This window comes from Streptomyces sp. NBC_00569, from assembly GCF_036345255.1.
GTDB lineage: Bacteria > Actinomycetota > Actinomycetes > Streptomycetales > Streptomycetaceae > Streptomyces.
The window spans coordinates 3,878,356-3,902,980 of the sequence record NZ_CP107783.1; the positions used below are offsets into that span (position 1 = coordinate 3,878,356).

The 24,625-nt window shown below is 69.6% G+C and carries 22 protein-coding genes and 1 tRNA gene; 7 read left to right on the top strand and 16 right to left on the bottom strand.

The genetic code is table 11. The features are described from left to right. Positions 1-91 precede the first annotated feature (91 nt). The 12 genes from prmC to OHO83_RS17290 form a co-directional block, all read right to left on the bottom strand. Positions 92-931, bottom strand: a complete 840-nt coding sequence (gene prmC / locus OHO83_RS17235; RefSeq protein ID WP_100595862.1) for a peptide chain release factor N(5)-glutamine methyltransferase — start codon at positions 929-931, stop codon at positions 92-94. 82 nt (positions 932-1,013) lie between these two features. Beyond that, positions 1,014-2,090, bottom strand: coding sequence for a peptide chain release factor 1 (prfA, locus tag OHO83_RS17240; RefSeq protein ID WP_266674181.1), 1,077 nt, complete (start codon positions 2,088-2,090; stop codon positions 1,014-1,016). 145 nt (positions 2,091-2,235) lie between these two features. Further along, the gene (gene rpmE, locus OHO83_RS17245) at positions 2,236-2,457 is read right to left on the bottom strand and encodes a 50S ribosomal protein L31 (protein ID WP_100595864.1); all 222 of its coding nucleotides are present in this window, start codon (positions 2,455-2,457) and stop codon (positions 2,236-2,238) included. 172 nt (positions 2,458-2,629) lie between these two features. Further along, positions 2,630-3,760 carry an LCP family protein gene (locus tag OHO83_RS17250; RefSeq protein WP_266674179.1) on the bottom strand — a complete coding sequence of 377 codons (1,131 nt, stop codon included), beginning with the start codon at positions 3,758-3,760 and terminating at the stop codon, positions 2,630-2,632. A gap of 204 nt (positions 3,761-3,964) precedes the next feature. Next, a complete protein-coding gene (locus OHO83_RS17255; protein ID WP_266674177.1) occupies positions 3,965-5,698 on the bottom strand; it encodes a trypsin-like serine protease in 1,734 nt (577 codons plus the stop codon). A gap of 142 nt (positions 5,699-5,840) precedes the next feature. Further along, complete coding sequence (gene rho / locus OHO83_RS17260) at positions 5,841-7,850, bottom strand: transcription termination factor Rho (RefSeq protein ID WP_266674175.1); 2,010 nt, start codon at positions 7,848-7,850, stop codon at positions 5,841-5,843. Between the two features lie 378 nt (positions 7,851-8,228). Then, on the bottom strand, positions 8,229-9,146 hold the full coding sequence (gene thrB / locus OHO83_RS17265) for a homoserine kinase (RefSeq protein WP_266560063.1): 918 nt from the start codon (positions 9,144-9,146) through the stop codon (positions 8,229-8,231). Positions 9,147-9,418: 272 nt separating this feature from the next. After that, positions 9,419-10,477, bottom strand: a complete 1,059-nt coding sequence (gene thrC / locus OHO83_RS17270) for a threonine synthase (RefSeq protein ID WP_100595869.1) — start codon at positions 10,475-10,477, stop codon at positions 9,419-9,421. A 6-nt stretch (positions 10,478-10,483) separates the two neighbouring features. Then, positions 10,484-11,773: a homoserine dehydrogenase gene (locus OHO83_RS17275; protein WP_266676633.1), complete on the bottom strand. Its 1,290-nt coding sequence runs from the start codon at positions 11,771-11,773 to the stop codon at positions 10,484-10,486. 129 nt (positions 11,774-11,902) lie between these two features. Then, the gene (lysA, locus tag OHO83_RS17280; protein ID WP_266674172.1) at positions 11,903-13,294 is read right to left on the bottom strand and encodes a diaminopimelate decarboxylase; all 1,392 of its coding nucleotides are present in this window, start codon (positions 13,292-13,294) and stop codon (positions 11,903-11,905) included. Between the two features lie 19 nt (positions 13,295-13,313). Continuing rightward, a complete protein-coding gene (gene nrtL, locus OHO83_RS17285; RefSeq protein WP_266674170.1) occupies positions 13,314-14,480 on the bottom strand; it encodes an ArgS-related anticodon-binding protein NrtL in 1,167 nt (388 codons plus the stop codon). Positions 14,481-14,570: 90 nt separating this feature from the next. Further along, a complete protein-coding gene (locus OHO83_RS17290) occupies positions 14,571-15,050 on the bottom strand; it encodes a response regulator (RefSeq protein ID WP_323186922.1) in 480 nt (159 codons plus the stop codon). A gap of 146 nt (positions 15,051-15,196) precedes the next feature. On the opposite strand from OHO83_RS17290, the gene OHO83_RS17295 reads away from it, so the two are divergent. Next, positions 15,197-15,268, top strand: a tRNA-Arg gene (locus OHO83_RS17295). A 124-nt stretch (positions 15,269-15,392) separates the two neighbouring features. Here the strand turns inward: OHO83_RS17295 and OHO83_RS17300 are convergent. From OHO83_RS17300 to OHO83_RS17310, 3 genes are all read right to left on the bottom strand, one after another. Continuing rightward, complete coding sequence (locus OHO83_RS17300; RefSeq protein ID WP_266674168.1) at positions 15,393-15,635, bottom strand: YncE family protein; 243 nt, start codon at positions 15,633-15,635, stop codon at positions 15,393-15,395. A 629-nt stretch (positions 15,636-16,264) separates the two neighbouring features. Beyond that, the gene (locus OHO83_RS17305; protein WP_266674166.1) at positions 16,265-17,488 is read right to left on the bottom strand and encodes a damage-control phosphatase ARMT1 family protein; all 1,224 of its coding nucleotides are present in this window, start codon (positions 17,486-17,488) and stop codon (positions 16,265-16,267) included. Beyond that, entirely contained in the window at positions 17,475-18,095 is a 621-nt protein-coding gene (locus tag OHO83_RS17310; protein ID WP_266674164.1) for a TetR/AcrR family transcriptional regulator, read from the bottom strand. Before OHO83_RS17310 ends, OHO83_RS17305 begins: the two co-directional genes overlap by 14 nt. A gap of 257 nt (positions 18,096-18,352) precedes the next feature. On the opposite strand from OHO83_RS17310, the gene OHO83_RS17315 reads away from it, so the two are divergent. The 3 genes from OHO83_RS17315 to OHO83_RS17325 all read left to right on the top strand — a co-directional run bounded on the left by OHO83_RS17315 (position 18,353) and on the right by OHO83_RS17325 (position 20,623). Beyond that, complete coding sequence (locus OHO83_RS17315; RefSeq protein WP_266674162.1) at positions 18,353-19,282, top strand: class I SAM-dependent methyltransferase; 930 nt, start codon at positions 18,353-18,355, stop codon at positions 19,280-19,282. 42 nt (positions 19,283-19,324) lie between these two features. Then, positions 19,325-19,690 (top strand): PH domain-containing protein, encoded by a 366-nt coding sequence (locus OHO83_RS17320; RefSeq protein ID WP_116509971.1) that lies wholly within the window; start codon positions 19,325-19,327, stop codon positions 19,688-19,690. A 136-nt stretch (positions 19,691-19,826) separates the two neighbouring features. Next, positions 19,827-20,623, top strand: a protein-coding gene (locus OHO83_RS17325) for an IS5 family transposase (RefSeq protein ID WP_266676631.1) whose coding sequence is annotated in 2 segments (ribosomal slippage) — positions 19,827-20,159 and positions 20,162-20,623 — 795 coding nt in all. Because the reading frame shifts where the segments join, the coding sequence is not laid out codon by codon here. A gap of 8 nt (positions 20,624-20,631) precedes the next feature. On the opposite strand, the gene ku is transcribed toward OHO83_RS17325, so the two are convergent. Continuing rightward, positions 20,632-21,771, bottom strand: coding sequence for a non-homologous end joining protein Ku (gene ku / locus OHO83_RS17330; RefSeq protein WP_266674160.1), 1,140 nt, complete (start codon positions 21,769-21,771; stop codon positions 20,632-20,634). A 225-nt stretch (positions 21,772-21,996) separates the two neighbouring features. Between ku and ligD the strand changes: the two genes are divergently transcribed. The 3 genes from ligD to OHO83_RS17345 all read left to right on the top strand — a co-directional run bounded on the left by ligD (position 21,997) and on the right by OHO83_RS17345 (position 24,618). Then, a complete protein-coding gene (gene ligD / locus OHO83_RS17335; protein WP_266674158.1) occupies positions 21,997-22,881 on the top strand; it encodes a non-homologous end-joining DNA ligase in 885 nt (294 codons plus the stop codon). A 90-nt stretch (positions 22,882-22,971) separates the two neighbouring features. Continuing rightward, entirely contained in the window at positions 22,972-23,874 is a 903-nt protein-coding gene (locus OHO83_RS17340) for an ATP-dependent DNA ligase (protein WP_266674156.1), read from the top strand. A 57-nt stretch (positions 23,875-23,931) separates the two neighbouring features. Then, positions 23,932-24,618: a DNA alkylation repair protein gene (locus OHO83_RS17345; protein ID WP_266674154.1), complete on the top strand. Its 687-nt coding sequence runs from the start codon at positions 23,932-23,934 to the stop codon at positions 24,616-24,618. Positions 24,619-24,625 lie beyond the last annotated feature (7 nt).

A 24,625-nucleotide genomic window follows, 5' to 3' on the forward strand; every position in this document is an offset into this window, starting at 1 on the left:
TACACGAAGTACACGTAGTCCATGCGAGAGATGCGGGGGGTGCGGCAACTGCTGGTGCTGTCGCTGCTGTTGCCGCGCTGATTCTGTCGCGTCACGGCATCGCCTTGCGGGCGGTCGCGAAGCGCGGGCGGTTGTTCAGGTCGGGGTGGTCGGCGGCGTCGGCCCAGCCCCGTTCCTCGGTGAAGATCCACGGGACCTGGCCGCCCTGGGTGTCGGCGTGCTCCACGACGACGACGCCACCGGGGCGCAGCAGGCGGTGCGCGGTGCGCTCGATGCCGCGGATCAGGTGGAGCCCGTCCTCGCCGGAGAACAGCGCGAGTTCGGGGTCGTGGTCGCGGGCCTCGGGGGCGACGTACTCCCACTCGGTGAGCGGGATGTACGGCGGGTTGGAGACCACCAGGTCGACCTGGCCGTCGAGCTCGGGGAAGGCCTCCAGGGCGTCTCCCTGGCGCAGATCGACCCTGGACCCCTCGACGTTCTTGCGCGTCCAGCGCAGGGCGTCCTCGGACAGCTCCACGGCGTGCACCCGGGAGCGCGGGACCTCCTGCGCGAGGGCGAGCGCTATGGCGCCCGAGCCCGTGCACAGGTCGACGATGAGCGGCTCGACGACGTCCATGGCCCGTACGGCGTCTATGGCCCAGCCGACCACGGACTCCGTCTCGGGCCGCGGCACGAACACGCCCGGCCCCACCTGGAGTTCGAGGTAGCGGAAGTAGGCGCGCCCGGTGATGTGCTGGAGCGGCTCACGGGCCTCGCGGCGCGCGGTGACCTCCCAGTAACGGGCGTCGAAGTCCGCGTCCTTGACCAGATGCAGCTCGCCCCGCTTCACGCCGTGCACGAAGGCGGCGAGCTCCTCCGCGTCGTTGCGGGGCGAGGGCACGCCCGCGTCGGCGAGGCGCTGGGTGGCCTGGGCGACTTCCGCGAGCAGCACGCTGCGGGGGTTTGGGGGTCGCCCCCCAAGATGTTGCTGCACGCTGGTCCTCCGGGGCTGAGCTGGTCTTTTTTGGTGTGGCTTAGGCGGCGGCGAGCTTGGCGGCCGAGTCGGCGTCGAGGCAGGCCTGGATCACCGGGTCGAGCTCACCGTCGAGCACCTGGTCCAAGTTGTACGCCTTGAAACCGACGCGGTGGTCCGAGATGCGGTTCTCGGGGAAGTTGTACGTACGGATCTTCTCGGAGCGGTCGACGGTGCGGACCTGGCTGCGACGGGCGTCCGCGGCCTCGGCCTCGGCCTTCTCCTGGGCAGCGGCGAGCAGCCTGGAACGCAGGATACGCATCGCCTGCTCCTTGTTCTGGAGCTGGCTCTTCTCGTTCTGGCAGGAAGCGACCACTCCGGTGGGCAGGTGCGTGATGCGCACCGCGGAGTCCGTCGTGTTGACGGACTGGCCGCCGGGGCCCGACGAGCGGTAGACGTCGATGCGGAGGTCGTTCGCGTGGATCTCGACATCGACCTCCTCGGCCTCGGGCGTCACGAGGACGCCGGCCGCGGAGGTGTGGATACGGCCCTGCGACTCGGTCGACGGCACACGCTGCACGCGGTGCACACCGCCCTCGTACTTCAGACGGGCCCAGACGCCCTGGCCGGGCTCGGTCGCGCCGTTGCCGCCCTTGGTCTTCACGGCGACCTGGACGTCCTTGTAGCCGCCCAGCTCGGACTCGGTGGCGTCGATGATCTCGGTCTTCCAGCCGACGCGCTCCGCGTACCGCAGATACATGCGCAGCAGGTCGCCGGCGAAGAGGGCCGACTCGTCGCCGCCCGCGCCCGCCTTGACCTCGAGGATGACGTCCTTGTCGTCGTTGGGGTCCCGGGGGACCAGCAGGAGCCGCAGCTTCTCGGTGATCTCCTCGCGCTGCTTCTCGAGGTCCTTGACCTCGGCGGCGAAGTCCGGGTCGTCCGCGGCGAATTCGCGCGCGGTCTCGATGTCGTCACCGGTCTGCTTCCAGGAGCGGTAGGTGGCGACGATCGGGGTCAGCTCGGCGTAGCGCTTGTTGAGCTTGCGCGCGTTCGCCTGGTCGGCGTGGACCGAGGGGTCCGCGAGCTTCGTCTCGAGATCGGCGTGCTCACCGATGAGGTCCTCGACGGCCTCGAACATCTCCGGCTCCTGAAGTGAGGTACAGCGAAAGGGAACGGCCACCGGCCGGCCGGGGAAGACCCCCCGGGTCCCCGGCCAACCAAAAACAAGCACGCCGGTCCCGGCCCGCCCCGGAGGGCGGCCGTGGACCGGCGCAAGTGGCTCGCTACTTGTTGGCGGCAGCAGCCTTGCCGAAGCGGGCCTCGAAGCGGGCCACACGGCCACCGGTGTCGAGGATCTTCTGCTTGCCCGTGTAGAACGGGTGGCACTCGGAGCAGACCTCGGCACGGACGGTGCCGCTGGAGATCGTGCTGCGGGTGGTGAACGACGCGCCACAGGTGCAGCTGACCTGCGTCTCGACGTACTCGGGGTGGATGTCGCGCTTCAAGGTGTCTCCTATGATCTCGGAGGGCTCCGGGTCGCTTCCGCGGATTGCGGGGGCGTGAACCGGGGCCGACGTACCAGTCTGCCAGGACTGGCCGTATCCCCCAAAACCGGGGTCGGGGCGGAACTATTCCCGAAGGGTCACCGCCACGTGGTGACCGGCGTCCGCCGGCCGGCTAGTGGCTGGTCACCACGGAGCCCGCGGCGCCCTTGTCACCGGCGGAGCCCTTGAGCGCGGAGGCCGGGACGGGCTGGTCCGTCTTGAGCGCCGCCCAGACCTTCGCGCCCGCCTTCTCCAGCGGGAGTACGCGGTTCGGGTCGGCGGGGTCGTACTGGACGGGGAGCGTCACCATCTTCATGTCTCCGGCGCCGATGCCCTTGAGGCCGCCCGCGAAGCCCGCCAGTTCGTTGACCGAGTTGAGCTCGGAGTCGGTGGTGACGGCGCTGGTGGCGGTGTCCGCGAGGTCGTAGAGCTTCTTGGGGCTGGTGAAGACGCCGACGTCCTTGATCTGGTTGATCAGCGCCTTCATGAAGGCCTGCTGGAGCTGTATTCGGCCCAGGTCGCTGCCGTCGCCGACGGCGTGCCGGGTGCGGACGAGGCCGAGCGACTGCTCGCCGTCGAGGGTGTGCTTCCCGGCCGCCAGGTGCAGATGGCTCTTGTCGTCGTCTATGGCCTGCTGGGTGGTGATGTCGACGCCACCGAGGGTGTTGATGAGCTTCTTGAAGCCCGAGAAGTCGACCTCGACGTAGTGGTCCATGCGGATCCCGGACATCTTCTCGACCGTCTTGACGGCGCAGGCCGGGCCGCCGACCTCGTACGCCGTGTTGAACATCTGCTGATTGCCGCCCGCGACCGAGTTGCCTGCGCTGTCGGTGCAGGCCGGGCGGGTGACGAGGGTGTCGCGAGGTATGGAGACCACGCTGGCCTTCTGGTGGCCCTTGTACACGTGGACGACCATCGCGGTGTCGGAGCGGGCACCGCCGCCGTCCTTCCCGTACTTGGCGTTCGCGCCCGAGCGCGAGTCCGAGCCGAGGACGAGGATGTCCATCGAGCCGTCGTCGACGTTCGCGGGGCGGTCGGGGCCGAGCGCGGCGTTGATGTCGACGCCCTTGATGTTCCCGTTGAGCTTGAAGTACAGGAAGCCGGCGCCCGCGCCCGCCAGGACGACGAGTCCCGCCGCGGTGCAGGCCGTGATGACGAGGGCCTTGCGGCGCCCGGCGCGCGGCTTGCGCCGTCGGCCGCCGCCTCCGCCGCCGCGGGTGGGGCGGCTCGGATCGGTGGTCGCGGGGCTGCTCTCGTCGGGCATGTGCTCCTCAGTCCTCAGCTGCTCTGTCGTCCGGTTACCCCCTGTTTGCAGGGTCAGGCGCGAATGGACGCTTCTTCGTCCGTCTCTTCGCGAGACGTGGAAACCGGGAAGAAGGGTTGCACAACGCGCCGTGCCCGCCGCGGGGCTCGCGACGGGCACGGAGAGTGCTGACATGAGCCGATCGTCCGGCTCTCACCTGCGGGTTTATCCGAAGATGTTGTACTGCGTGTAGCCGGTCCCGATCTTGATGCGTGTGGCAAAGATCTCCGAGGAGGCGGTCCCCGTGCCCGGGTACAGGTAGAGCGTGCCGCCGGGTGTGCGGGCCACGTAGTCGGCCTTGCCGTCGCCGGTCACGTCGCCCGGCGCCGCGAACGCGTTGTACCCGTCCCAGGTGCGCACCTGCACGCCGGTCTCGAAGGGCGCGGACGCCTTGCCGGTGCCCTTGAGGAGGTACAGCTTGCCGCCGCTGCCGCGGGCGATCAGGTCGCTCCTGCCGTCGCCGGTGAAGTCGCCCTTGCCGCGCAGGGAGTTGAAGACCTGGTAGCCGCTGCCGACGGTGGTGCGGGTGCCGTACGTCCCGTCGCCCTTGCCGGGGTACAGGTAGAGCGTGCCGCCGGAGGTCACCGACAGCAGGTCGGGGTACCGGTCGCCGGTCACGTCGCCGGGCACCACGACGAACTTCCGCGTCGCCCAGTCGCTCGCGATCTTCGTGTCCGTGTACGTCGAGCTGGACGCGGACCGGTGCCGCCAGTAGACGTTCCCGTCCGACCGTCGGCGGATGATGAAGTCCTGGTAGCCGTCGCGGTTCATGTCGGCCTGGAGGACGAGGTTGTACGCGCTCCACGACCCGCTCAGCGTCTTGCGCGTGGCGAAGCCGCTGCCCGTGGACTCCTTGACGTAACCCTTGCCACCGGAGGCGGCCCGGACGAAGAGGTCGGCCTTGCCGTTGCGGCTGATGTCGGTGTCGTCGATGCGCGGACGGACCTTGGGCTGGTACGTGGAGACCTTGGTGAAGGCCTCGTACGTGCCGGAGACGTTGCAGAGCTGCTTGCCCTGGCTGATGCCCCAGGAGACGATGCCGACGACCTTGTCGCCCACGACGAGCGGGCCGCCCGAGTCACCCGGGCACGTGGTCTTGCCGGTGCTGTCGTCGCCGGTGCCGAGCTGTCCGGCGCAGACCATCTTCCCGGCCTGGAAGTACGGGTCCAGGTTCTGGGTGCAGGCGTCGTCGGAGTTCAGCGGCAGGGTGACCTTCTGCAGCTGGGACGCGATGTCGGCGGTGTCCTCGTTCGAGCTGGTGAGGCCCCAGCCGTACACGGTGGCGTTCGTGCCGGCGGCGTACAGCGCGCTGTCACCCGGTCCGGCCAGCTCCAGCGTGGTCTGGGCGACCGGCTTGGCGAGGGTGAGCAGGGCGACGTCGTTCGTGATGGCGTCGGGGTCGTAGCCGTCGCGCACCCAGCTGCGGGTGACGTCGATGTACGTGGCGCCGTTGCCGGCGACGGTGACGCTCTTGCTGGTGCCTACGGCGACTTCGCCGTACTTGCCCCAGTCCTGCCGGTTGCCGTTCTCGTCGTGCAGGCAGTGCGCGGCGGTGAGCACCTTGTTCGGCGCGACCAGCGTGCCGCCGCAGACGAAGTACGAGCCGCCCGCGGGGTCGTTGTAGACGAGCTGCACCATCCAGGAGGCGGCGCTCGCGGTGCCGCCGATGATGCGGGGCGTGACCGTCCGGTCACCGCTCGGTGACGGCGATGACGCCGCGGGCTGCGCGGTCTTCGCGCCGGGCGGCGGCTGCACGACCCGGCCGGCGTCGGACTCCCCCGCGTAAGAGGTGACGGCGAACGCGCCCGCGCCGATCAGGGCGAGCCCGGCCGCCGCGGCCGGCAGCACCTTGCCGAGTCTTCGGCGGTGCCGGCCGGAGCCGGATACAGATATGTCCACGCAAGTCCCCCCAGGGAGCAATGAGTTGAACGTTTGATGAAGAGCGCGATCGTACAACCCGCCCCGGAGCGCACAAAGGGCCGCCCCCGTCACATCCGTGACGGGGGCGGCCCTTGAGCGGTGCTACCGCCGAGCGAAGCTCTTAGTCGTTGCCGTTGCCCGGCGACGGCGTCGTCTTCGCGATCTGCATCAGGAACTCGGCGTTCGACTTCGTCTGCTTCATCTTGTCGAGAAGCAGCTCGATGGCCTGCTGCGAGTCGAGCGCGTGCAGCACCCGGCGCAGCTTCCAGACGATCGCCAGCTCTTCCGCGTTGAGCAGGATCTCTTCCTTACGGGTGGAGGACGCGTCGACGTCCACCGCCGGGAAGATGCGCTTGTCGGAGAGCTTGCGGTCGAGCTTGAGCTCCATGTTGCCGGTGCCCTTGAACTCCTCGAAGATCACCTCGTCCATGCGCGAGCCGGTGTCGACCAGCGCGGTGGCGAGAATGGTCAGCGAGCCGCCGTCCTCGATGTTGCGCGCCGCACCGAAGAAGCGCTTCGGCGGGTAGAGCGCGGTCGAGTCGACACCACCGGACAGGATGCGGCCGGAGGCCGGCGCCGCCAGGTTGTAGGCACGGCCCAGACGCGTGATCGAGTCGAGCAGGACGACCACGTCGTGACCGAGCTCCACGAGACGCTTGGCGCGCTCGATGGCGAGCTCGGCGACCGTGGTGTGGTCCTCGGCCGGACGGTCGAAGGTCGAGGAGATGACCTCGCCCTTCACCGACCGCTGCATGTCGGTGACCTCTTCCGGACGCTCGTCGACCAGGACGACCATCAGGTGGCACTCGGGGCTGTTGGTGGTGATCGCGTTGGCGACCGCCTGCATGATCATGGTCTTGCCGGTCTTCGGCGGGGCCACGATCAGGCCTCGCTGGCCCTTACCGATCGGCGACACGAGGTCGATGATGCGGGTGGTCAGGATGCCCGGGTCGGTCTCCAGACGGAGCCGGTCCTGCGGGTAGAGCGGCGTCAGCTTGTTGAACTCCGGCCGCCCGCGCCCGGATTCGGGCGCCATGCCGTTGACGGAGTCGAGGCGGACCAGCGCGTTGAACTTCTCGCGGCGCTCGCCGTCCTTGGGCTGGCGGACCGCGCCGGTGACGTGGTCACCCTTGCGCAGGCCGTTCTTGCGGACCTGGGCGAGCGAGACGTACACGTCGTTCGGACCGGGCAGGTAGCCGGAGGTCCGGATGAACGCGTAGTTGTCGAGGATGTCCAGGATGCCCGCGACGGGGATCAGGACGTCGTCCTCGGAGACCTGCACCTCGTTGCCGAAGCCGGCCTCGTCGCGGCCACGACGGCCACGGCGGTCGCGGTAGCGGCCACGGCGTCCGCGGCGGCCACCCTCGAAGTCGTCGTCGTCCTGCGGACCGTTGTCCCGCTGACGGTCCTGGCGTCCGCCGCCCTGCGGCTGGCGGTTGCCGCCCTGATCCTTGCCCTGCTCATCGCCCTTGCCACGGCGGTCGCCGCGGTCACGGCCACCGCGCTCACCGCGGTCGCCGCCACGGTCACCGCGGTCACGACGGTCACGGCGCTCGCGACGGCCCTCGGCGCCGTTGTCACCGGCGTCGCCCTGGGCGTCCGTCTTGGTCTCGGTCTTCGCCTCGGCCGTGACGGTCTCGGGGCTGCCGGCCTCGGAGGTGGCACGGCGGCGGCGGCGCTCGCCGGCCTTCTCGTCGCTCGCCGGCTGACCGGGGATGTCGATCTGCTGCTGAGCGGCGGCCTTCGCGGCCTTCGCGTCCTCGGCCTTGGTGGCCTTGGCGGCGGGGGCCTCGGTGCCGTTCGCCGCGGCCTCGTCACCGGTGCGCGCCTTGGAGGTGGCACGGCGCTTCGGCTTGGTCTCGGTGGTGTCGGCGCTCTTCGCGGGAGCGCCTCCCCCGGCCTGCGCCTCCTTGATGACCTCGATCAGCTGGCTCTTGCGCATACGCGCGGTGCCCCTGATGCCGAGGCCCGATGCGACCTGCTGGAGCTCGGCCAGCACCATGCCCTCGAGGCCGGTACCGCGGCGCCGCCGGGAGCCCGAAGCACCGGCAGCAGGGGCATCCGCAGCGGCGGAGGGCGCGGCAGCGGAGCTGTCGGCGCTCACGCCCATCAGATCGGTGGTGTCGCTCACGAAGGGTCCTTCCCTGGAGCGGACGTCGGCCTGTCTGGCTCGGCGACCGGTTGTGCTGTCCGGCGGTGGTCCTGTCGGTATGGACCGTGCCGGGGCGGTGGTCCGCCAACGCGGCGGAAGAATTCATTGGTGACGGCGAGTCCCGAAGCCGCGGGTTTCACTGGAATGTCTGTGTCACCCGGCTCGATCACACCGGTTCCGGAGCATGCTCGAAACGGCTCAGCGCTTGGCACAGAGCAATTTGCGGGGCTCCCGGAAGAATGGTTGTCCCGGAGGGGGACACACAGCACCTCGCCATGGTGGGGTCGGGTGCAGACTTGAGGTTAACACTACCGGATCCAACAAATATTCCCCCTCTCGAATTCCGGCAACCGTGTGTCAGTGAGCAAGCGGCAGCACGCTCGCTCCGTCGACATCGAGGTCGAGGCGGTTCGCCGCCCATCCCTCACCGGCCAGCCGGGCGACCTTGTCGGCCGCTGACTCCTCCACAAGGGCGAGGACCGTGGGGCCCGCCCCTGAGATCACCGCGGGAACGCCGTCTGCCCGCAGACGCTCCACGAGTGCGAGGCTCTCCGGCATCGCGGGAGCCCGGTATTCCTGGTGGAGCCGGTCCTCGGTGGCGGGCAGCAGCAGCTCGGGGCGCCTCGTGAGGGCCTCGACGAGCAGGGCCGCTCGGCCCGCGTTCACCGCGGCGTCCACATGGGGGACGCTGCGCGGCAGGAGACCGCGCGCGGTCTCGGTGAGTACCGGCTTTCCCGGTACGAAAACCACCGGAACGATGGAACCCGCGGGGTCCATCCTGATCGCCCGGGCCGCGCCGCCGTCCATCCAGGAGAGCGTGAAGCCGCCGAGCAGGCAGGCCGCGACGTTGTCCGGGTGCCCCTCGATCTCGGTCGCGAGCTCCAGCAGGGCCGCGTCGTCGAGGCGGGCGTCGCCGCCTATCGTCACGGCGCGCGCGGCGACGATGCCGGCGCAGATCGCGGCCGACGAGGAGCCGAGGCCGCGGCCGTGCGGGATCCGGTTGGCGCAGACCACCTCGAGGCCGCGCGGCTGTCCGCCGAGCAGGTCGAAGGCCGTGCGCAGGGAACGTACGAGCAGATGGGACTCGTCGCGCGGAAGGGTTTCGGAGCCCTCACCTGCGATGTCGATGTTCAGGCCGGAGTCGGCGACCCGGACGACCACGTCGTCGTAGAGGCCCAGCGACAGGCCGAAGGCATCGAAGCCGGGGCCGAGGTTGGCGCTGGAGGCGGGGACGCGCACCCTGACGGCGGCGGCGCGGAAGGCGGGACCGGCCATCGCTCGATGACACTCCTTGAGCTGCGGTTCTTGCGTGATGAACGAGGTGACTGCGGTAGAGATCCGATGATTGCTGCCCGTGTGAGAACCCGAAGGCCGCGAGGGTTGCGACAACGCCTGCGGCACCGCGGCATATGCATATGCGGCGGGGTGGGTTCGGTACAGCCTATCGAAGGAAGGTTCTGTGGCGACATAGGGCGCACAGGAGGCGCACGATGCGTGTCGAAAGCCCCCTGTGCACCCCCTGTGCGGAGTTGACCGGTCCGGTCCGCTTACGCCAGGCCGAGGCGCTCTGCCGCGGTGGCGGCGTCGACCGGGACGGTGACGGGCTGCGGGGCACCCGCGACGGCCCAGTCGGGGTCCTTGAGGCCGTTGCCCGTGACGGTGCAGACGATCTTCTGCCCCTTGTCGACCTTGCCCTGCTCGGCGGCCTTGAGCAGACCGGCGACGGAGGCGGCCGACGCGGGCTCCACGAAGACACCCTCCTGGGACGCCAACAGCTTGTAGGCGCGCAGGATTTCACGGTCCGTCACTTCGTCGATGAAGCCGCCGGACTCGTCACGGGCGGCCAGCGCGAAGTCCCAGGACGCGGGGTTGCCGATGCGAATCGCGGTGGCGATCGTCGACGGGTCCTTGACGATCTCGCCGCGCACGATGGGCGCGGAACCGGAAGCCTGGAAGCCCCACATACGCGGCGTGTGCGTCGCGATGCCGTCCGCCGCGTACTCCTTGTAGCCCTTCCAGTAGGCCGTGATGTTGCCGGCGTTGCCGACGGGAAGGACATGGATGTCAGGCGCGTCGCCGAGCGCGTCGACGATCTCGAACGAGGCGGTCTTCTGGCCCTCGATACGGAACGGGTTGACCGAATTGACCAGCGCCACCGGGTAGTTCTCGGAGAGGGCGCGGGCCAGGTTCAGGCAGTCGTCGAAGTTGCCGTCGACCTGGAGGATCTTCGAACCGTAGACCAGCGCCTGGCCCATCTTGCCGAGCGCGATCTTGCCCTGCGGGACGAGTACGGCGCAGACCATCCCGGCGCGCACGGCGTAGGCCGCGGCAGAGGCGGAGGTGTTGCCGGTGGAGGCGCAGATGACGGCCTGCGCGCCCTCCTCCTTGGCCTTCGTGATCGCCATCGTCATGCCGCGGTCCTTGAAGGACCCGGTCGGGTTGGCACCCTCGACCTTGAGGTGGACCTCGCAGCCCGTGCGCTCGGAGAGCACCTGGGCGGGCACGAGCGGCGTGCCGCCCTCGCGCAGCGTGACGACCGGCGTGGTGTCGGACACCGGAAGCCGGTCGCGGTACTCCTCGATGATTCCGCGCCACTGGTGGGTCATTGCTCGTTACTCCCCTTCAACACGCATGATGCTGGCGACACCACGCACGGTGTCGAGCTTGCGCAGCGCGTCGACGGTCCCGGTGAGGGCCGCGTCCGCCGCACGGTGGGTGACCACGACGAGGGAGGCCTCGCCGTCCTTGCCCGATTGGCGCACCGTGTCAATGGATACGCCGTGCTCGGCGAAGACCGTCGCGACCTGGGCGAGGACGCCCGGCTTGTCGGCCACGTCGAGGCTGATGTGGTAGCGCGTCACGACCTCGCCCATGGGCGAGACGGGCAGCTGGGTGTAGGCGGAGTCACCGGGTCCGGTGGCCTCGCCGAGCTTGTTGCGGCACACGGCCACGAGGTCGCCGAGCACGGCCGACGCGGTGGGCGCGCCGCCGGCTCCGGGCCCGTAGAACATGAGCTGGCCGGCGGCCTCGGCCTCGACGAACACGGCGTTGTACGCGCCGCGCACGGAGGCCAGCGGGTGGTCGAGCGGGATCATCGCGGGGTGCACGCGCGCGGTGACGGACCCGCCGTGCGCCGCCCGCTCACAGATGGCGAGCAGCTTGATGGTGCAGCCCATCTCCTTCGCGGAAGCGAAGTCGGCGGCGGTCACCTCGGTCATGCCCTCGCGGTAGACGTCGTCGAGACGTACGCGGGTGTGGAAGGAGATCCCGGCGAGAATGGCCGCCTTGGCGGCGGCGTCGAAGCCCTCGACGTCGGCGGTGGGGTCGGCCTCGGCGTAACCGAGCGCGGTGGCCTCGTCGAGGGCCTCCTGGTAGCCGGCGCCCGTCGAGTCCATCTTGTCGAGGATGAAGTTCGTGGTGCCGTTGACGATGCCCATCACACGGTTGATCTTGTCGCCGGCGAGGGACTCGCGCAGCGGCCTGATCAGCGGGATCGCGCCGGCGACGGCGGCCTCGTAGTAGAGGTCCTTGCCGTGCTCCTCGGCGGCGGCGTGCAGCGCGGCGCCGTCCTGGGCGATGAGCGCCTTGTTGGCGGAGACGACGGAGGCGCCGTGCTCGAACGCCGTCATGATGAGGCCGCGGGCCGGCTCGATGCCTCCGATGACCTCGACGACCACGTCGATGTCGCCCCGTTTGACCAGCGCGGTCGCGTCCGTCGTCACCAGCGAGGGGTCGATGCCCTCGCGCACCTTCGACGGACGTCGGACGGCGACCCCGGCCAGTTCCACGGGGGCGCCGATCCGGGCCGCGAGGTCCTCGGCGTGCGTCGTCATGATGCGCGCCACCTCTGAGCCGACTACCCCACAGCCAAGGAGCGCCACCTTCAGCGGACGCGTACGCATCATCGACCTACGCCTTTCATTGAACCCAGCTCGGAGAGCTCAGCCTGCTTGATACTGCTTCAGTGGACCAGTCTCACCCACCGGACCGGGGTTTCTGCCCCCGGTCCGAATCCTGAGACACGTATTTCATTATCCGACGTCGAGACGCAGGAGATCTTCCTCCGTCTCACGCCGGACGATCACCCGCGCCTCACCGTCGCGCACGGCGACGACGGGCGGGCGAAGTGCGTGGTTGTAATTGCTGGCCATGGACCGGCAGTACGCGCCGGTCGCCGGCACGGCGATGAGGTCACCGGGCGCGAGGTCGGCGGGCAGGAAGGCGTCCTTGACCACGATGTCGCCACTCTCACAGTGCTTGCCCACCACACGGACGAGCATCGGCTCGGCGTCGGACGTCCGCGAGACGAGGGCGACCGTGTACTCGGCGTCGTAGAGGGCGGTGCGGATGTTGTCCGACATGCCGCCGTCCACGGACACGTACGTACGGAGGGTTTCGAGCGGCTTGACGGTGCCGACCGTGTAGAGCGTGAAGGCGGTCGGGCCGACGATGGCGCGGCCCGGCTCGACGGAGATGCGCGGCGTACGCAGACCGGCCGCCTCGCACTCGCGCGTCACGATCTCACCGAGCGCCTTGGCGATCTCGTGCGGCTCACGGGGGTCGTCATCGGAGGTGTACGCGATGCCGAGCCCGCCGCCGAGGTCGATCTCGGGCAGCTCGACACCGTGCTCGTCGCGCACCTCGGCCAGCAGCGACACGACGCGCCGCGCGGCGACCTCGAAGCCCGCCATGTCGAAGATCTGCGAGCCGATGTGGCTGTGGATGCCGATGAGCTCGAGACCGTCGAGCTTGAGCGCACGCCGTACGGCCTCGGCGGCCTGTCCCCCGGCGAGCGCGATCCCGAACTTCTGGTCCTCGTGCGCGGTGGCGATGAACTCGTGCGTGTGGGCCTCGACGCCGACCGTCACACGGATCTGCACGGGCTGGCGCTTGCCGAGCCGCTCGGCGATGTGCGACACCCGCACGATCTCCTGGAACGAGTCGAGCACGATCCGCCCGACCCCGACCTCGACGGCCCGCTCGATCTCTTCCTCGGACTTGTTGTTGCCGTGGAAGGCGATACGGTCCGCCGGCATTCCGGCGGACAGGGCGGTGGCGAGCTCGCCGCCGGAGCAGACGTCCAGGTTGAGCCCTTCCTCGTGCAGCCAGCGCACCACGGCGCGGGAGAGGAACGCCTTGCCGGCGTAGAAGACGTCGGCGTCGGCCCCGAAGGCGTCACGCCAGGCGCGGCAACGGGCCCGGAAGTCGTCCTCGTCGAGGAAGTAGGCGGGGGTGCCGAACTCCTCGGCGAGCCGGGCCACTTCGATGCCGCCGACACGGACCGCGCCGTCGCCCGCACGGGTGACGGTCCGCGACCACACCTTCGGGTCGAGGGCGTTGAGATCGGCGGGCGGGGCGGTGTAGTGCCCCTCGGTCAGGACATCGGCGTGGCGGGGCCCGGCGGGGTGTGCGGAACGGCTCATGACTGTCTTCTGCGCTCTCTCAGAGATGTTCGGGTGCGTCGATACCGAGCAGGGACAGGCCGCCGGCGAGCACCGCCCCGGCGGCTTCGGCAAGCGCGAGCCGGGCACGGTGGGCGGCCGAGGGTTTCTCCTCACCCTGCGGCAGCACGGTGTGCTGGAACCCGAGCAACGCGTCGGCCACCACGACAAGGTGCCGGGCGAGCCGGTCGGGGGCGTGGTGGGTGGCGGCGAGGGTGAGGGTTTGGGGATGGGTGGACAGGGCGGTGTGGAGGGGGGCCGCGGCGTTCGCCCCGGCGCGGGTGGCGTCCCCCGCGCCCGTCGCCGTGTCGTGGTCGCGTACGTCGCCGGGTTCGGCGGTGAAGCCGAGGGCGGACGGTGCATCGCCGAGGGCACTGGAGGCACCGGCGGCGATGGGGGCGCCACTTGCGGCGGACGCCTGGTCGCGTACGTCGCCGGGTTCGGCGGTGAAGCCGAGGGCGGCGGCGTTACGGGTGAGGGCGCGGGTACGGGCGTGGGCGTACCGGACGCGGAAGAGGGGGTTGCTCTCGCGCTGGGCGAGATGCTCGTCGTCGATACGGGGACGGTCGTGCGCGGCGGGCAGGAGCAGGGCCCAGCGGGACGCGTCGCGGCCGAGGACGGAGGGGTCACGGGGCGCGGGCACGGGCCGCAGGTTCACGACGTGCGCGGCGCTCGGCCCGGCCGTCTTCCCCTCGGCCGTCGCGCCCTGGACGACGTGGGCCCGGGCGCCCTGCGTGGCGAGGACGCGGCGGAGCGAATCGGCGACGATCTCGGCCCTGACCTCGTACGGAATGCGGATCTCATAGCGCTGACCTGCAAGAACATCACTGCACCCGTACTCGCCGCCCCGGGCGAGAATCTCGCGGGCGAGGGAGCCGGGGTCGTCGTCGGCGAGGGTGAGATTGAGGAATCCGGGGCCGGTGACCTCGACGTCGGCGATGCCGGGGCTGCCGCAGAGGCGCCGCGAGAGGACCTCGGCGACGTGCCGGGGCGGGCGTCCGGCGGGACCGGCGAGTTGCAGCGCGACGTTCGTGGAGTAGTCCCCGCACCCACCGGGCCGCGGCCGCTCGACCACGACGCGTGCCGGCACGACCACGCTCAGCTCACCGTCGTCGACCGCGCGGCGCACTGCGCGCAGGACGGTACGGGAGAGCTCGACGGGGGTCACGGGACAAGCGTATGGGAGGAGGGGGGTGGGTGAGCGACCTGGTTTACGGGATGGTCCGGCATACGGACACGCTCGGCTCCCCCGTAACGCCTAGCCCCTGGTACGCCCGGCACGCTCGGCCTCTTCGGCCCCGCGACCACTGTCGGTTCCGCGCTCGCTCAACTGCCTTACTACCCGTACCAGTTCACTGGGCTCGAAGGGCTTGGCGAGGAAGGAGTCGACCCCGACATCGAGTCCGGTGTCAACCTCCTGAATGGTGCAGGCGCTGACGATCACGATCGGGACACCGCGCGTATGGGCGTCCGAACGGAGCCGCGCGGCGGTCCGCAGCCCGTCGAGTCGGGGCATCACGACATCCAGAGTGATCACATCAGGCCGAACCTGATGCACCACATCCAGACACTCGGCACCATCGGCCGCGGTCACGACCTCGAAGCCCTCCAGCTCGAGATTGACCCTGATCAGCTGCCGAATCACCTTGTTGTCGTCCACAACAAGCACTCGGCCGGACGCGCCTGACACAACTCGAGAGTAGGTCCGCCGGCGCCACCGCGTCCGGGTTTTCCCCACTTCCGCCCCGTACAGGGGACTACCACCCTCGCGTGCCCCCGCACACGCCTCCCAGGACGCCACCTCAGCAGCGAATTAACTGTTCATGGGGACCCCGACGGAGCTGGTAGGGTTCTACCCGTCGCCACGCCAGCCGCGGCGAACACGCCCCCGTAGCTCAGGGGATAGAGCAACGGCCTCCGGAGCCGTGTGCGCAGGTTCGAATCCTGCCGGGGGCACCTTGTATGAGGTGCCCAAAGACCCCGCCATCAGCGCTTTCGCTGAGGACGGGGTCTTCGTGTATCTACGGACGTGTGCAGCCGTATGCCGCCGGGCGCAGGGGCAGAGATTCGCGGTCTTCCGTTACCTCCCCAGCGCCAACCCACCGGGGCCGTCGCCGACGGGGATCGGGGCGCCAAGAGCCGTGTTGGTGTTCGTATCGATCGCCGAGACCGTGTCCGAGCCGCCGTTGGGCACGTAGGCGCCACCGCGGAGGGCGTCGGTGGTCACCGCGCCGGGGTCGTCGCCGACGGGGATCGGGCAGCCGAAAACCGTGTTGGTGTAGGTGTTGATCACCGAAACCGTGCCCGAGTGGGAGTTGGTCACGAAGGCACGACCGCGGAGGGCGTCGGTGGCCGCCGCGCCGGGGTGCTGCCGACGGAAATCGAGGAGCCGACAACCCTGTTGGTCCTGGTGTCTCGATCACCGAAACCGTGTCCGCGTAGGCGTTGACGACATAGAGGTGATTGTTGAGCAGCTTCTTGTGCGTCGCTGCGGAGGCATGAGGAGCAGCCGCGGGCAGGAGTGCGACGGAGAGTGCCGCCAGGGCGACGGTCCACCGGGTGAGCCAGCGGTGCCGTGGGCCACCGCGTGGGTGAGCGAAGACGTCGCCTGATGTGAGGAGCTCAGGGGGAGCTGGGGACAGCATTGCTCCAAGCCGGTCGGCTCTTGGAGCCGTCATGATGCGGTGCAGCGGCTGAGCAGGAATGGGCGCCCACCGTCCGTCAAAGCACATCCTTCGGTCCGCCACTGCGCTCTGCCGGCCGGACTGCGCTGAACGTGACCGCTCCCCGGGGCTGCCCTCATGACCTGTCCGGCGCCATGACCTGTCCGGCGCCATGACCTGTCCGGCCTCATGACCTGTCCGGCGTCATGACCTGTCCGGCGCCATGACCTGTCCGGCCTCATGACCTGTCCGGCGTCATGACCTGTCCGGCCTCATGGCCTGTCCGGCGTCAGGCGTGTGTCTCTCGCGCCGTGCATCCGTCGGCCCGTACCTGGATCACCGCATGCGTGCCCTTCGTTCGCCAGTCGGGGCCCTCCGATGCCTCCACGATGCGCTGCGTCTTCTCGTCCAAGCCCGCGATGACGTCCGACTTGAGAGTGCGCAGGGCCGCTACCGGGGACGGGAAGTAGGAGGTGAGGGTGGTGAACGGGGTTGTGGGGGGACGGAGTTGGTCGCCCACCAGGCGGCGGTAGTTGAGGTCGCCCTTCAAGATGGTGAGCGTGGCTGTCCCGAATGACCTCTTCAGGTCGTCCGGCATGGCGGCGTACGGCAGTGGGGCGCAGGAGAAAGGGTGCGTGCGGAGTTGCAGGTGGCCTGTTGAGGTCGCGTGCCACAGGCGTTCGCCCGCATTGCCTGCCTCGCCCGGGGCCTGCTTCAGGTGGTGCAGGGCGTCGATCACGTCCGTGGGGGTCGCGTCGGAGACGTAGTACGGGTGTGGCTTCAGCTGGAGGACCACTTGTTCCGCGTGTGCGTGGCGCAGGAAGTGGTCGATGAGGAGGAGGTCGGGGACCAGTTCGCGGCCCGCGTTGTCCGCCACCACGTGGACCGTGCTCCCGGCCCCCGGCGGCAGCAGCGACCACAGGCGTTCCGAGTCGTCCGCCAGGAGGGGCGTGGTGGAGGTGTCGGTGGCGTTCGCGGTCAGTCGGAAGCCGAGGTCCGCGCGGTTGCCCCACAGCGAGCCGTGGAGCAGGGCCCGGGCCTGGGATTCCGGTGGTTCCTGCGCGAGATCGTCCAGGGCCGTCAGTTCCGCCTGCGCCTCCGGGCTTCGCAGCTCCGCCTGCTTGAAGGGGCGGAACGGGTCGATGCCCCGCCACGGTCCGGCGGCGTCGTAGTAGCCGACCGCGCCCAGGAGCCTGCGGTAGAAGTAGCTCTCCGCCCACAGGAACGGCGCGTCGAACCACGACCCGCCCACGTGCTCGCCGCTCCCCCACGCCTCCCACTGTTCGCGGTCCCGGGCGTCCGCAGGCAGCGGTTCCATCACGCCGGCCGGATCCGTGCTCTCCCTCAGGAGCGCGTCCAGTGCCCCCTGCCGCTCCGGGTCGTACGGGAACGCGTCCCGCACCCGCCGGATCAGCGCCGGGTGGCGTTCGCGCAGCACGCTGTACGGGAATGATCCGGGAGCGTTGCTCCGGATCACGTCGCCGGCGTCGTCGACATCTTCAACGTTCTCCATGGCCGATTGATCCTCCGGTCGTCGGGCCCAGCAGCATCGTCACCAGTCTTTCCGTCTGTTCGCCCGGATCGCGTGCCGTGTCTCCCCAGGTCGTCATCAACAGGTGGTGGACCGTCCCGACCAGCGCCAGCGCCGTCGCCGTCGTGTCCGTGGCGGGGTCGAGACGGCCCCGTTCCACTTCCGCGTCCAGGTAGTCCGCGATCGACTGCTGGATCGCGTCGAAGCCCGGGGCGCCCGCTTCCAGAGCCTCACGAATACGGACAGACGCCGCCGGGGTCGAGACCGCCAGGCCCGCCGTCGTGGGGTTCAGGGAGGTCAGGAGCGCATAGCCGATCGTCTTCAGGTTGGCCGCCACCGTGGACTCGCCCGCGCGGCCCGGGAGATCCTCCGCCAGGCGCGCCGTGCCGGCGAAGCGGGCCAGGACCAGTTCCGCGACGAGTTCGTCCAGGCCCGCGAAGTGCTTGTGCAGCATGCCTTTCGCGCAGCCGGCCTCGGTCGTGATCGCCCTGCTCGTCAGGCCCGACGGGCCATCCCGCGTCAGGATCCGCTCCGCCGCGTCGAAGAGCCGCTCTCTTACGTCGAGGATCGCCACTCCGCGCGGGGACATGCTGCCTCTTCCCATCAGGTTCGCCATCGGGTCCGGGTCCGGCCGTCAGCAGGCCCGGCCATCAGGTTCGGTTCTCCGGTTCGGTTCTCCGGTTCGGTTCTCCGGTTCGGTTCTCCGGTTCGGTACGACCGTATGTCGACCGTCCCGGCCATGCGTCTGCAATGCCCTTGCCATGAGTATGGGCACGCGCCCATACTCGGTATGGGCGCGTGCCCATTCTAGTCTCGTCCCGTTCATCGCAACGAGGGGGTACCGCTGTGCCGCACATCGTGAACGCCGATCAGTCCCAGGCCTGGAACGGGTACGAAGGTCAGCACTGGGCCCGCAACCAGGACCGCTGGGACGCCGTGAACGCAGGGTTCAACCAGCCCCTCCTCGACGCCGCCGCAGTCCGCCCCGGCGAGCGGGTCCTCGACGTCGGCTGCGGCGCCGGGGCCACCACCCGCCTCGCCGCCCGGCGCGCGGGCCCGGCCGGGCGAGCGCTGGGGGTCGACCTGTCCGGGCCCATGCTGGCCCGGGCCGAGGAGACCGCCCGGCAGGAAGGGGCGGCCGACGTCAGCTTCGAGCGGGGCGACGCCCAGATCCACCCCTTCCCCGCCGGGGCCTTCGACGTCGCCATCAGCCGCTTCGGGGTGATGTTCTTCGCCGACCCCGTCGCCGCCTTCGCCAACATCCGGCGCGCCCTCCGGCCGGGCGGGAGGCTGGCGTTCATCTGCGCCGCCGAGCCCGAGCGCAACGACTGGCTCCGGGCCGTCGCCGGGCTGCGCGGCATCCTGCCTCTCGGCGACTTCGGGGCTCCGGGCGAGCGGGACACTTCGCGCGGTCCGGGGATGTTCTCCCTGGCGGACCCCGACGCCACGCGCGAGGTGCTGTCCGGCGCCGGGTTCGCGGGCGTCGAGGTACGGCGTGTGGAGGGGTACGGGCTGTGGGGGCGCGACGCCGGTGACGCCGCCGCGTTCCTGCTCGGTTCGGGGCCAGGGCGGCACCTGACCGAACAAGTCGACGACGAGATGAGGGAGTTGGCGCACCGCACCCTCACGAACAGCCTGCGCGCGTACGGGCGCGCGGGCGACAGGGATGCGGACGGGAAGGGCGAGGTGCGGATGAAGAGCGTCGGATTCCTCGTCACCGCGCACAATCCGGAAGAAGCCCCCTGCCCGTCGGCCAAGACCTCACCTACAGTGTGAAGATCCTGTGCCTACGCAGGAGTTCATCATCTGGGGGGCCTCATGGCACTGTTCGGAAACGCTCACACCGTCGACCCCGTCGGCGCGCAGCAGGAGTACGCGAAGCTGTTCGGTCAGGGCGAGCAAGTGCAGGCCGCGTACCTGCTCATCCGCGACACCATCCTGTTCACCGACCGGCGCCTGATCCTCGTCGACAAGCAGGGGATCACCGGCAAGAAGGTGGAGTACCACTCCATCCCCTACCGCAGCATCACGCACTTCTCCGTCGAGACCGCCGGGCACTTCGACCTCGACGGTGAGCTCAAGATCTGGATCTCCGGCACGGCGGCGCCCGTCCAGAAGACGTTCAGCAAGGGCGTCGACATCTACGAGGTGCAGGCGATCCTGACGCAGTTCGTGGCCCGCTAGGCACAGCGGACACAACAGTGGTCCGGCGGCGGCACCTTCGCACGCATGCGTAGCTGCGTACGACCGCCGCCGGCCCACCGCCCTCCCCCTAAGAGATCATCTCAATTGGTGATGCCGGTAGTCTGACGGTGTGTTGCTGACTGAGCGTCTGGTCCCTGATGGGTTGTGGGAGTTGTTCCAGCGGGTGGTGCCGGAGGCGCCGACGCGGCCGCAGGGTGGTGGCCGGCGCCGTCACGGGGACCGTGAGGTGCTGGCGGCGATTGTCTTTGTGGCCACGACAGGCTGCACGTGGTCGCAGGTCCCGCCGGTGTTCGGGCCATCGGGGGCCACGGCTCACCGCCGGTTCATGGAGTGGAGCCGGCAAAGGGTCTGGGCGAAGCTGCATCGTCTGGTCCTGGACGAGCTTGGATCCCGCGGAGAGTTGGACTGGTCGCGGTGCGCGATCGACTCGGTTAACATGCGGGCCCTGAAAAAGGGGACCTGACGGGCCCGAATCCTGTAGATCGGGGCAAGTACGGCTCGAAGATCCACTTGATCACCGAGCGGACAGGGCTTCCGCTTTCCATCGGTATATCCGGCGCCAACCTTCATGACAGCCAGGCCCTCGAACCGCTGGTACGTGGCATCCCGCCGATAAGATCCCGGCGTGGCCCCCGCCGTCGGCGCCCGGCCAAGCTTCACGCGGATAAGGCTTACGACAACCGCCACCTGCGGCAATGGCTCCGCGCACGCCACATAACACCGCGCATCGCCCGCAAGAGAGTTGAGACGTCACAGAAGCTGGGCCGCCACCGCTGGACCATCGAACGAACCATGGCCTGGCTCGCCGGCTGCCGCCGCCTCCACCGCCGCTACGAGCGGCAGGCCATCCACTTCCTGGCCTTCACCAGCATCGCCTGCACCCTCATCTGCTACCGCAGACTCACCAAATGAGATGATCTCTAAGACGCCCGCCTGCGCGACGCCGTCTTCTTCGCCGGTGACTTCTTGGCGGTCGTCTTCTTGGCCGCGGCCTTCGAGGCGCCCGCCTTCGAGCCGCTCGCCTTCGACGTACCGGCCTTGGACGACGTACCGGCCCTGGACGTACTCGCCTTCGACGTGCTCGCCTTGTCCGCGGCCGCCGTCCGCGACGAGGCAGCCGACTTCCTGGCCGTGGTCTTCCTCGCCGTGCCGCTCCCGGACGCCGCCGGCTTCGCCTTCGTCGACGTCGACTTCTTCCCGCCGACCTCCTTCGGGGCCGTACGGGACTTCAGCGGGGTCACCGAGCTGGTCTTCGCCTCCCGCTCCGGTGCGGCCGCTTCGCCGCGGGCCTCCTTGGCCGCCTTGACGCTGCTCTTCAGGGCCGCCATCAGGTCGATGACCTTGCCGCCGCCCTCGGGGGCGGCAGGCGCCTCCACCACGCCCTCGCCGGAGGCCTTCGCCTCGATCATCTCCTCGACCGCGGAACGGTAGTCGTCGTGCAGCGACTCCATGTCGACCTCGCCGAGGGTGTCCATCAGCGCGTCCGCCAGGTCGAGTTCGGCCTCGCGCACGGTCACCTGGGTCTCGGGCACCGCCTCCTCCGGGGCGCGCACCTCGTCGGGCCACAGCAGACCGTGCATCGCGATCACGTCGTCGACGACGCGCAGCATGCCGAGCCGCTCCCGCCCCCGGAGGGCGAACTTGGCGATGGCGACCTTCTTGTTCCGCTTGAGCGCCTCGCGCAGCAGGGTGTACGGCTTCGCCGCGGGGACGCCGTTCGCGGAGAGGTAGTAGGCGGCGTCCATCTGGAGGGGGTCGATCCGGTCGGCGGGGACGAAGGCCACGATCTCGATGGTCCGTGCGGACGGGATCGGCAGGGAGGCCAGATCCTCCTCCGTGATGGGGATGATCGCGCCGTCCGCCGCCTCGTACCCCTTGCCGATCTCCGCAGACGCGACCTCCTTCTCCTCCAGCTCGCAGAACTTGCGGTAGCGGATGCGGCCGCCGTCCTCCAGATGGATCTGCCGGAAGGAGATCGAGTGGCTCTCAGTGGCGTTGACCAGCTTGATCGGGATGCTGACCAGGCCGAACGAGATGGCGCCGTTCCAAATGGATCGCACGGTGTCCCTCTCTGCGTAGTGCTCTGCCGTGTGCCCTGCGTGGTGCTCTGCCCTGTGCCGCCCGTCGCGCCCTGCCGTAGCCGAGCCGCCAGGCCGCCCCACCCCACCGCCGCCGTAGCCGTGGCCGTTGCCGCCGTAGCCCTTCGGATGAACTCGTCGGGGACAGCGCATCCGAGATGCCTCGTCTGCGATATCTCGTCACGATTTCCGTGGGATTCTCATCGTATGACGCCCATCACAGAGGTGGAGGGGCGGCGGCTCGCGCTCAGCAACCTCGAGAAGGTGCTGTACCCGGCGACCGGGTTCACCAAGGGCGAGCTGCTGCACTATTACGCGACCGTCGCCGGGCCCCTGCTCGCGCACCTGTACGACCGGCCCGTGTCCTTCCTGCGCTACCCGGACGGGCCCGAGGGCCAGCGGTTCTTCACCAAGAACGTGCCGCCGGGCACGCCGGCGTGGGTACGGACGGCGGACGTGCCGCATACGAGGAGCGCCCCGTCCCGCCAGGTCCTCGTGCAGGATCTGGCGTCACTCATGTGGGCGGCCAATCTGGTGACGGAGTTCCATACGCCGCAGTGGCAGGCGGATGCGCCCGGGCAGGCCGACCGGCTGATCCTGGACCTGGATCCCGGGGAACCGGCGGACGTGGTGGAGTGCTGCGCCGTCGCACTCTGGCTTCAGGAGCGGCTGAGCGCGGACGGGCTTCACTCGTACGTGAAGACCTCCGGCTCCAAGGGGCTGCACATGCTCGTGCCGTTGGAACCGACACCGTCCGATCGGGTGAGCGCGTATGCGAAGACCCTCGCGGTGGAGGCGGAGGCGGAGCATCCGGAACTGGTCGTCCACCGCATGACCCGCAGCCTGCGCCCCGGCAAGGTCTTCGTCGACTTCAGCCAGAACGCTGCCGCGAAGACGACGGCAACCCCGTACACGCTGCGTGCCCGCCCGGAGCCGACCGTGTCGGCGCCGGTGACGTGGGAGGAGGTCGAGGCCTGCACGGACGCGCGGGAGCTGATGTTCCTGGCCGACGACATCGCCCCCCGCCTCGAACGCCACGGCGACCTGCTCGGCCCCCTCATCGACCTGAACCACGCGGGGCGGGTGCCGTGAGCGGCGGCGCCGGGGCTGTCCCGGTGACAGGCCGACGCGACGGGCGAGCCTCTGCCCACCCTGCGGGCCGGCCGGGCAGAACCTGACGCAATGGACGAAAACGCGCCGGCAGTAGCCCTGCGACCGCCCGTCGACGTCATGCGTCCCCAGGCTGTGGAAGAAATCCCCGAACAGACGGGCACGCCGGAGAGTCTCCAGTACTCCCTCAAACTCGACGGCTTCCGCGCCCTCGCCTTCGTCCTCGAAGGTGGCCGGGTCTTCCTGCAGTCGCGCTCGCAAAGGGACCTGGCCCGGGAGTTTCCCGAAATTGCCGCATATCTAGGAGAGCACCTGCCCGCCGGGACCGTGCTGGACGGTGAACTGTGCGCCTACCGCGACGGGCGTCTGAGCTTCACCGATCTCCTGCGGTCCCACGCGGATCGCGAGCGATCGGGCATCCCGGTGTCCTACGTGGCGTTCGACATCCTCGCCGTCCCGGGCCGCGACGTCAGAGCCCTGCCGCTGAAGAAACGCTGGGAGCTGCTCGGCGCCGCGCTGCGGAACGCCGGCCCGCCCCTTCAGCGCGTACTGGCGACGGTCGACGAGGAAACCGCCCACATCTGGTTCCGCGACATGAGGGCGGCCGGCGTCGAAGGAATCGTGGCGAAGGAACTGCGCTCGACCTATCGGGCAGGGGGAACCCGGACATGGAGAAAGATCAGGCACACGGACACCACGGACGGGGAACTCCTCGGCGTCTTCGGCCCGTTGGACAGACCGCAGGCACTTCTCGTCCATCTCCCGGATGATCGAATCGTGAAGACGTCACCCCGCTTGACCCCGACGCAGTCACGGCAGGTCGGCGATCGGGTAGGCGGCCGTCTGGGACAGCTGACGCGCCACCCGGAGCACGGGCCGGTGCGCATGCTCACCGACCCGCTCCTCATCGAACTGCGCCAGGCTGCCGGACGCCACGGGACCGTCCGTTTCGTACGTCTGCGGTCCGACGGATGAGATGTCGTTCCGTCGTCGTAGGGTGAAATCTCGCGCGGGACGGACGGGAGGGCCGAGATGGCCGGGACGACGCCGACCGGGACGACGGTCGCCGAGGTGATGGCCGAGCTGGCCGAGCTCGAGGACCCGAAGGCACGCGCCGTGAACGAGAAGCACGGCGACGATCACGGTGTGAACCTCAGCAGGCTCCGCGCGCTCGCGAAGCGGCTGAAGACGCAGCAGGACCTCGCGCGCGGGCTCTGGGAGACGGATGACACCGCGGCCCGGCTCCTCGCCCTCCTCATCTGCCGCCCGAAGGCGTTCGGGCGGGACGAGCTGGACGCCATGGTGCGCGAGGCCCGCACGCCCAAGGTCCACGACTGGCTCGTGAACTACGTGGTGAAGAAGAACCCGCACGCCGAGGAGCTGCGACCGGCCTGGTCGGCCGATGAGGATCCGGTGGTCGCGAGTGCCGGCTGGGCGCTGACCACGGAACGCGTGGCGAAGAAGCCGGAGGGTCTCGACCTTTCGGCGATCCTCGACATCGTCGAGGCGGAGATGAAGGACGCCCCGGACCGCCTCCAGTGGGCGATGAACCACTGCCTGGCCCAGATCGGGATCGACCACGCCGACCACCGCAGCCGAGCGATGGACATCGGCGAGCGCCTCCAGGTCCTCAAGGACTACCCGACGTCCCCCGGCTGTACGTCTCCGTTCGCGCCCGTCTGGATCACCGAGATCGTGCGCCGCAGGCAAGCCCGGTAGAGCGGCC